Source organism: Deltaproteobacteria bacterium (assembly GCA_019309045.1).
Taxonomy (GTDB): domain Bacteria; phylum Desulfobacterota; class Syntrophobacteria; order BM002; family BM002; genus JAFDGZ01.
Genome location: JAFDGZ010000035.1, coordinates 26,729 through 34,408 on the forward strand (window position 1 = coordinate 26,729; position 7,680 = coordinate 34,408).

The 7,680-nt window shown below is 47.3% G+C and carries 7 protein-coding genes; 4 read left to right on the forward strand and 3 right to left on the reverse strand.

The window, feature by feature from the left end; genetic code table 11:
- Positions 1-59: 59 nt before the first annotated feature.
- On the reverse strand, positions 60-662 hold the full coding sequence (locus JRI89_09120; GenBank protein ID MBW2071405.1) for a hypothetical protein: 603 nt from the start codon (positions 660-662) through the stop codon (positions 60-62).
- 655 nt (positions 663-1,317) lie between these two features.
- Positions 1,318-1,815, reverse strand: a complete 498-nt coding sequence (locus JRI89_09125; protein ID MBW2071406.1) for a bifunctional nuclease family protein — start codon at positions 1,813-1,815, stop codon at positions 1,318-1,320.
- A 1,060-nt stretch (positions 1,816-2,875) separates the two neighbouring features.
- Here JRI89_09125 and JRI89_09130 point away from each other — a divergent pair.
- A complete protein-coding gene (locus tag JRI89_09130) occupies positions 2,876-3,196 on the forward strand; it encodes a flavodoxin family protein (GenBank protein ID MBW2071407.1) in 321 nt (106 codons plus the stop codon).
- Positions 3,097-3,468, forward strand: coding sequence for a hypothetical protein (locus tag JRI89_09135; protein MBW2071408.1), 372 nt, complete (start codon positions 3,097-3,099; stop codon positions 3,466-3,468). Before JRI89_09130 ends, JRI89_09135 begins: the two co-directional genes overlap by 100 nt.
- A 242-nt stretch (positions 3,469-3,710) precedes the next feature.
- Here JRI89_09135 and JRI89_09140 read toward each other — a convergent pair whose 3' ends face one another.
- Positions 3,711-4,424, reverse strand: coding sequence for a hypothetical protein (locus JRI89_09140; protein ID MBW2071409.1), 714 nt, complete (start codon positions 4,422-4,424; stop codon positions 3,711-3,713).
- A 1,176-nt stretch (positions 4,425-5,600) separates the two neighbouring features.
- Between JRI89_09140 and JRI89_09145 the strand changes: the two genes are divergently transcribed.
- Both JRI89_09145 and JRI89_09150 read left to right on the forward strand, forming a co-directional pair.
- Entirely contained in the window at positions 5,601-6,728 is a 1,128-nt protein-coding gene (locus JRI89_09145; protein ID MBW2071410.1) for a hypothetical protein, read from the forward strand.
- 206 nt (positions 6,729-6,934) lie between these two features.
- On the forward strand, positions 6,935-7,321 hold the full coding sequence (locus JRI89_09150; GenBank protein ID MBW2071411.1) for a GNAT family N-acetyltransferase: 387 nt from the start codon (positions 6,935-6,937) through the stop codon (positions 7,319-7,321).
- Positions 7,322-7,680: the final 359 nt, after the last annotated feature.

A 7,680-nucleotide genomic window follows, 5' to 3' on the forward strand; every position in this document is an offset into this window, starting at 1 on the left:
AGAGACTATCCTCCAGGTGCGACCATCACCTCCCTTCTGAAGGGGTTCACTTGTGTTCATCAAATCTGCCGTAATTCTTTCATCTGCACCTCTATGATCTCCACTTCTTTCGACCTTCCTTGCTGCCGCAAACGGTTCTGTAAATCCTTCCATATCTTTTCGAGCCTGGGCAGGATTTCCCGGCGAAAACGGCGTCTGGTCACCTCTCCAGCCCTTTTCAGCTCGGTCAACCATTGCTCGAGCTCTTGCTGAAACTGTCTGTACCACTCTTCCACAGGAATCGCCTGTATTTGTTGTTGCCAGTTGACAATTTCATCCATTAGCTGGCCCAGCAAAGAATTGAATTCATGTCTGCTTTGCTCCAGTTTCAACGAAAATTCTGTACTTCCAGGAATTTCAGCACCTGCTGGCAAGGGTTCTCCGGCCTCCGCAAGCTGAATCATCTGCACGGCTTTCCTCCCTGGCCGCCCGGGATCGTATTGCAGCAAAAACCTGGATTGCTTGGTAATCTGAGCACGATAGTCTCTGTCAATGGCAACTGTTACCGCTATCGGGCCACGACCATAATCCTCTATTCGCCGTACCTCACCAATTTTCTGCCCATGCCACAGCACCGGATCAGCCACAGCCAGCCCATCGACGTAAGGGTACAGAATCCTCAAATGGTATTCCCCAGGACAGGCTATAAGGAATCCGCAGAGGAAGCACAACAAAATGCCTAGTCGATTCATGGTTGCCGCCTTTTGGTTTCTCTGGAGCGTTTGTCGAAATGTGCAGACAAGCTATTATAGTACGATCATACACTGCCTTGCAGCAGTAATGAAACTTTTTTTCATTAGTTTACTCTTTTCTGGTAGCTGACCTGCGGGGCATGGCTAGGCCGATACTTTTTGCCTGCATGTTTTACAGAATGGCGTTGCGGGAAGGAATGAGTGGCTGGACTGGCAAGATGAGCTCTTCGAGCCGTCACCCTGGATCGAAATCAAAGCATGATCAGATAGCTCTTGGCGGGATGTCAATTGACAAAGCTGATGCGGCGGCTCCATTACAGTGCCGCTGTCACGTGGAGGCGACGATTGCCTGAGAGTCTGACTAGAGATGCTGAAATTTATTCATTCTCTCCAGCTTGCGCTGTTCCAGAGAATATCTCAAAAAGCGGCGCTCTGCTTCTCGATGCTTCTCTTTTTCGGCACTGTCAGTTCCACTTTTTGAAGGTTGAAAGACAAAACGCCAGAACAGCCGAAGCCTTGACTGTCTCCTGTCGATTTCCACCATTTTCTTCCCCTGCAAGGATGATTAGATGGGGCTGGCCTCAATTCACATTTTATACTTGCCAAAATCTTCTGGTGACATATTTTCTAGTATTTCTGTCCATTTATCTGCATGCCTGTCTTCAATTGCCGCTTCGGCAGCCCGTCTTCCTCTCTCCAGTTTTTCAAACACTCGCTCGTTTACATAAATGGGAGCATTAGTGCGCAAGGCTAGAGCCAGGGCATCACTCGGGCGTGAATCTACCCGCGTTCTTTTGCCGTTCACACTGAGGTAAATCCAGGCGTAAAAGGTCCTGTCCCGAAGATCGCAGACCTCTACTCCAATGACACGGATGCCAAACTTGATGGTGAGATTCTTGAGCAAATCATGGGTCATGGGGCGGGTGAATCTTATACCTTCTAATTCTGTAGCAATTGCGGTGGCCTCGGCAATGCCGATACTCATGTGCAAAAATGTTTCAGTCTCTGGATCCTTGAGCACAACTATGGGCGTCTTGGTCTCTGGATCCAAGGTGAGAACACTGATCTTCATTCTCCTTAGCATGGTGTCTCCCTTTTCTCTGATCACTTCTCTTGCACACTGCCCCCCTGAGTCTGGCCCAAAGCAGAGTACAGAAAATACTCCTGCCATCTAGCCGCTGCCTAATGTCCCTGGATAGTTCGAAACAATGGCCGAAAAACTGGCCAAATTACCCAACAACTTCCTTTCAGAGTTTGAAAAATGTGTGCCAGCTGATCGAAAAACGTAATTATGGTATATAATCAATAGGTTATAATATAAAAGGTTAGTTTAACTGGACAACACTTGGGTAATTCAGCGGAAGATTTAGGAAATCAATTACCACCATTGAGTACTGAACAACACACTTCTCAGCCTCGTGAAACAGCTCTTGAAAGGCTCTTACTCGTCGGAGTGAACGGCTGTTTTGCTGCTTTCCATCTTGACTGAGGAAAATTGCTGCTTACTGTTTAGGTAGTATTGCTTTTACATGGAACACCAATACAACCTCCTTGTAAGAGATGATACCAGCGGCCCTTCAGGTTACTGGCCCTGACCTGGGGCCTTTTTCAATATCGACAGCAAGACTTTCACCTTCAGTCCCTGGAATTGCAATTTCTGGAAAGACGCTTCTTCGGCTTGAAAAAATGCTCGGCTGCAAGAACATCATGAGATACAATCCACCCACCTGGTGACCTCTTTTAACATGCTGCCAGTATTACAGACTGGTTCATGGCAAAATGAAATGCACCCCTCTCACTGCAGGTTTGCTAGTGGCAGGCTGAACGCTGAGCCTGCGGCCAATGTTACAGTGGTGCCATGGGGTAAATGCTTCTCGAAATATTGATAGCAACACAGGGCAACGCAGGCTGAAGCCTTCGGCTACCAACTCGTTGCCGTGCCTCCAGGCCTCTGCCATGCCTTGTTAACCGATATTGGTTGTCAGGGTGCACTTTCATTTTGCCATGAACTCAGACTTGCTACAGGAGGAACAGCAGATAAAGATCCTGGGAATTTCTGGCAGCCCGTGAAAGAAATATACCTCCGGCGCCTACAAGCTGGTAAGAACTGTTCTGGAAGCTACGGGAGTTGATTACCAGCTGATATCTTTGCGGAAAAAAATATAGCTGGCTGTATCACCCGCCTTGGCTCCGTCAAAGACAATGTCTGTAAAGTGGAAGATGACCTGCAACCCTTGCGAGAGAAAATCGTCGCTGCCGATGCCTATGTGCTCGGCGCCCCCAATTACTGCTCGGGCCTCAATGCTCACACGCACGCCTTCTTGGAGCGGTGGTTTCAGTTTCGTCATCAGGAAGGGAATCTCTTGTGGGGAAAACTTGGAGTTGCTGTTGGGGTTGGAGGGATGCTGGAGACTACCCCGCCGATGAAACAGAAAAATTCTTTCTCTACAACTTTATCAAAATAGTGGCCAAGGTCTCAGGGCAGGGCGCCGCCTCCTGTTTTTCATGTGGATACGGAGAAAGTTGTAAAGTAGGCGTCCCTTACTTTCTCTATAGTGAAGGAGTAAAAATCACAGAGGACATTATTCCAGACCTTGCCAAACAGCCGCAAGTAATCAGGGCCGCACAGGAGGCTGGCAAGCTTTTAGGGGAGCATCTGCGCCATGGCCACGACCGCGGACAGGTCACTGAGAAAATGCAAGCCATTACGATGGCAAAGTTGAAAGAGAGCGCTTAATTCGTCTACATCTTATTGGAACGAGCCAACTGCAAAGTCAGCAGACTGATCCTGAATCAGCAAAGCCGACCAAGAGGTGGCTCTGTCGCTGCGATTATGCGATGCGGCTACGCTTCGCCAATGTCTGGTGCCAATGATGTTCGCACCAAAAGGAAAGTGACTATCGTCCACCTTTTCCCGAACAGTTTTTGACCGCAAAGCCTACCCGATATCTTGCGCTCGACAACGTGCCCGCAAATGGCTCAGGCCCCTTTTGTAAAGAATTCTTTCTCATACTTGATGTTTGCCTCATCGAAGGCAGCATAAATGGAGGCAAGGCGATTATTCGCTAAAGTCAAAGCCGGCTGCTGCTCTTTTTTTTCGTTCTTCATCGTATAACATGACAAGCACCTGTGACAAATGTGTTTCTTGCCTAAATAGGTAACGGTAAAGTTTGCTGCCAAAAACACACGTTTTTCTTCATTATGCGCAAAATTTTCAACTGCCGGCAGATACTCTAGCGAAACATCAATGGTAATATCGTTTCCTTCCTTAGCGATATTAATATAATCGTCAATAATCAGGGTGGAAACAAAATCATCTTCCTGATCCTTGAATTTTACTAACATATCTTCTAAAGTAAATAAGTTTTTTGTAACTTTAATACCACTTTTTTCCAATGCAACATAATCTCTCTGCAGATAGCGATTTGCGATCATAACTGCCTGGGAAACATGAGGACATAAATTGTGAGGGCAGCCACGTGAGTAACATTTTCTAAAAGAGTATTCCTCTGCATCAACAGTACCATAAAAGCGGCAGAAGAAGAGAAAGGCCTCAAATGGATGTTTCTCATGTATAAATTCCACTTCGTTAATTTCAAATGAAGTATTAACCTTAATTTCACTGCCTCTTTCCCGCAGCATAACAAGATCCATGACACTTATGGGCGGCTTATGAATGATAAAATCGTTCATTCTAATACCTCCTTTCAATAACAATAGAATTATCCACAAAGGCGCAGGCCTTGCGGCCCTTGCTGCTTTACTCCTGCAATTACCAAATACAGCGGCAGGCAGAAAGTTCTCAGCCACCCATCTTGGCAATGACGTACTTGTCAGAGACACCAGGCTTACGGTGTCCGTTTGCGGATAACCACAAGGGCATTGCCACCCGCAGGCATGCTCCAGGTGAGGCAGCGTAATATTGCCCACACCCCCCTATGATCATTATCTAAACACCACACCTGCTTTGAAGAGCAAAGAGGATGCCATATGGGCACTGCGTGCAAAGCATAAGACCAATATGTTGAAATCGTTATTGAATGGAATATTTCTCCAGCCAATTAATTGTTTACTTGAAGCACTTTACGTTAACAAGTGTTCATTGTTGTTAAGGCTTAGCCAGAATACTTCTTGAATCCCACCTGAGAGTGACTCATCCCCCAGATATGACTGTTCTTCTCTTTTTGAGTTTTCAGGCCCCACCTTTCGCTCAGGAAGCACGACTGCCTGGCAGCAAAGCCTGAACCTGATCGTTCTCCAGTAGTTCTCCAATAGACCTTTCTGAGATAACCTCTGCACGAACAGCACTGGCAGCGGTGGTGAGCTGCAGCTTCTGGCCAGATACTGAATTGGTTCAAGTGCCTCTGTAGCGCAACACTGTATCAAGAAGTATATCTGCTTCTTCGACGTTAGTACTATTGCCTATAGCGACTTTCGATGTGAGCTGCTGAAGAGAGTCTAGAATAATTATGGTGAGGAAATCTCAGCTGTGTTATTCTAGAATAAAGCGGTCAAGAGTAAAACCACTTACGGGATTGAATCAGCAAGGTTCTGTTTCGAGAGTAGACTTGTGATCAAAAGTATCTCAATTACGCCGGAATTTCCTCACGCAACTGACAACCTTTTTTGCAAGGGTGCGGAAGATCGCCCAAACTTGCCTACAGCCTTGACTGCGATCACCTCATTGCTTGCTCTTATATCAGGAAAGACAAGAGACCAGCTGCCTGGCCGGGCATGGTGGCCCACTTCTTTGGGTAATCGGTGTCCTCTCTGGCCGGTCATGCTGCAGCCGTGTCTGCTGACAGAGAAATGTGAAAGTAGCTAGAGCTAATTAGTCCTGAGATTGTTGGCTGAGAGGAGGGATTCACCATGAAGGCTTTTCCTAGATGTCTGGCGGGCTTTGTGGGTTTCTTGTTGGTAGCGGGGGTATTCTTCCAAAGCGATTCTGCGGCTGATTCCAATCAGCCATGTTTGACCTCCTTTTTCACCAAGAGCCTCCACTTCACCGGTGAGGGTATGCGTCGCTGGTATGAAGAAGATGGGGGCTTCATGGAAATTACCAAAATCCCCTACGACCAGCTGAACTGTAAGAAATGCCATGTCAGGAGCTGCGACCAGTGCCATGCCAAAAAGAAAAGAGCTAAATTAGTTTTCTCTCCCAAAAAGGCTCGGGATATAAACACCTGCCTACCTTGTCATGGTCGTGAGGGTCTTACCTTCAGATTTGATGGGGAGCAGAATAAACTGGACGTGCATCTCGCAGCAGGGATGGTGTGTGCTGATTGCCACTGGAGATACGATATTCATGGGGATGGCCGCTTTCGGCCGTCCATGCGTCACCCCAAAGGAGTTCGAGCCAGCTGCCAGTGCTGCCATGTGGAGCAACAAAAGGAATCTCCAGAATTTGATCCAGACACCGTCAGCCACCGGGTGCACGGAGGCAAACTTGCATGCGCCGCCTGCCATGTACGCACTACCATGGCCTGCTATAATTGTCATTTTGATCGTTTCCTGAAGACAGGGACAAAAAAAGGAAACTTTGTTCCCATGAAAGACTGGCTGCTTCTGATCAACTACCAGGGCAAGGTGACTTCAGGCAGTGCTATGACTCTAGTTTACAAAAATAAGAAATTCATCGCCTATGTGCCATACTTCACCCACTCTGTATCGTCCGAAGGCCGTTCCTGTAATGAGTGTCACATGAACAAGGCGGTCGCCAAGATGGAGAAAGGAGAGAAGGTGCCGGTGGTGGATTTCAAGAAGGGCAAGATCGTACCCTGGAAAGGTGTTGTTCCCGTGGTGCAGGGAAAGCTTCAATGGGCTTTCTTGAACAAGACCAAAGAAGGTTGGCAGCCAGTACCAAGCCAGGAAGAGCCCCAGGTGCAATTTGCAGCCTACGGGTCCCCCCTTAACACTGAGCAGCTCGCCAATATGGCGCAGAAGGTAAGCCCTGAAGAATTTGAGCAGAAGGCAAAAGAGGAGGGCTGCAGCAAGTAGAGAAAAGTCACATGCTTGAACCAGCGTATTAAATGCAGGATATCAATGCCCCCACTCTAATGGCAAGGTGATATGGCCCCGGTGGTAAGTTGTGAGCCGCGCCCTAGCCGTAAAATTATGAAGGTAAAAAGACTACCGAATGGCAGCAGCATAAGATCGGCAACAGAGAAGGATTTTGAGCAAGTTATGGAAATTGATCGACTTTCATTCTCGGCCCCCTGGAGCCACAACTTCTTCAAGTCTGCACTACAAAATATATTCTGGCTCTCGAAAAGGGTAGAGAAATCGCTGGCTATCTGATCGGCTGCATATGCCACGATCTCGAAAAGGCGGTCATAATTAGACTGGCCGTACATCCTGTTCACAGGAGACAGGGAATTGCCAAAGCACTCCTCAGAAACTGCATCGATTTGCTCGTGGAAAAGAACATCACCGTTGTGGAGTTGGATGTGGCATTTATTCAGAAGGATGCAATAAATCTATACGAAAAATTCGGTTTCAAAATCGCAGACGTTATCGTATTCCCGAGCGACACACCTGGCAACGGAGAAACTTTTTACATTATGCGGCTGGAGCTGCCAAAATCAGAATAGGACGCGATGGTAAAAACCAGACAAGTTGGCCCACCTTTCCAAACCATAATCTGTGTACACGCTTCTTGCCAGGAGAGAAAATCTCAGGAGTGAAATCTCTTGACAATATCTCTCCGCTGAGTTAGTAAAATGTGGCTTTACAATTTAACTAGCTTTGACATTTCAAGAACTCAGACTAATTCATCCTGCAGCAAGTAGGCAATACTCGAAGCACACGAAGCAAGCGGTACAAATTACCTAGATAAACGGGGGCGTAGTTCAGTTTGGTTAGAACGTCCCGCATTGCATGCGGGAAGGTCGCGAGAATAGAAGGATAGGTGCACAGTTGAATGTATATGCACGGGGGCGTAGTTCAGTTT

Bases quoted from the DNA above. Each gene is read 5' to 3' on its own strand.
- JRI89_09125 (MBW2071406.1), bottom strand. From the start codon at position 1,815: ATGCTAAGGAGAATGAAGATCAGTGTTCTCACCTTGGATCCAGAGACC.
- JRI89_09140 (MBW2071409.1), bottom strand. From the start codon at position 4,424: ATGAACGATTTTATCATTCATAAGCCGCCCATAAGTGTCATGGATCTT.
- JRI89_09145 (MBW2071410.1), top strand. From the start codon at position 5,601: ATGAAGGCTTTTCCTAGATGTCTGGCGGGCTTTGTGGGTTTCTTGTTG.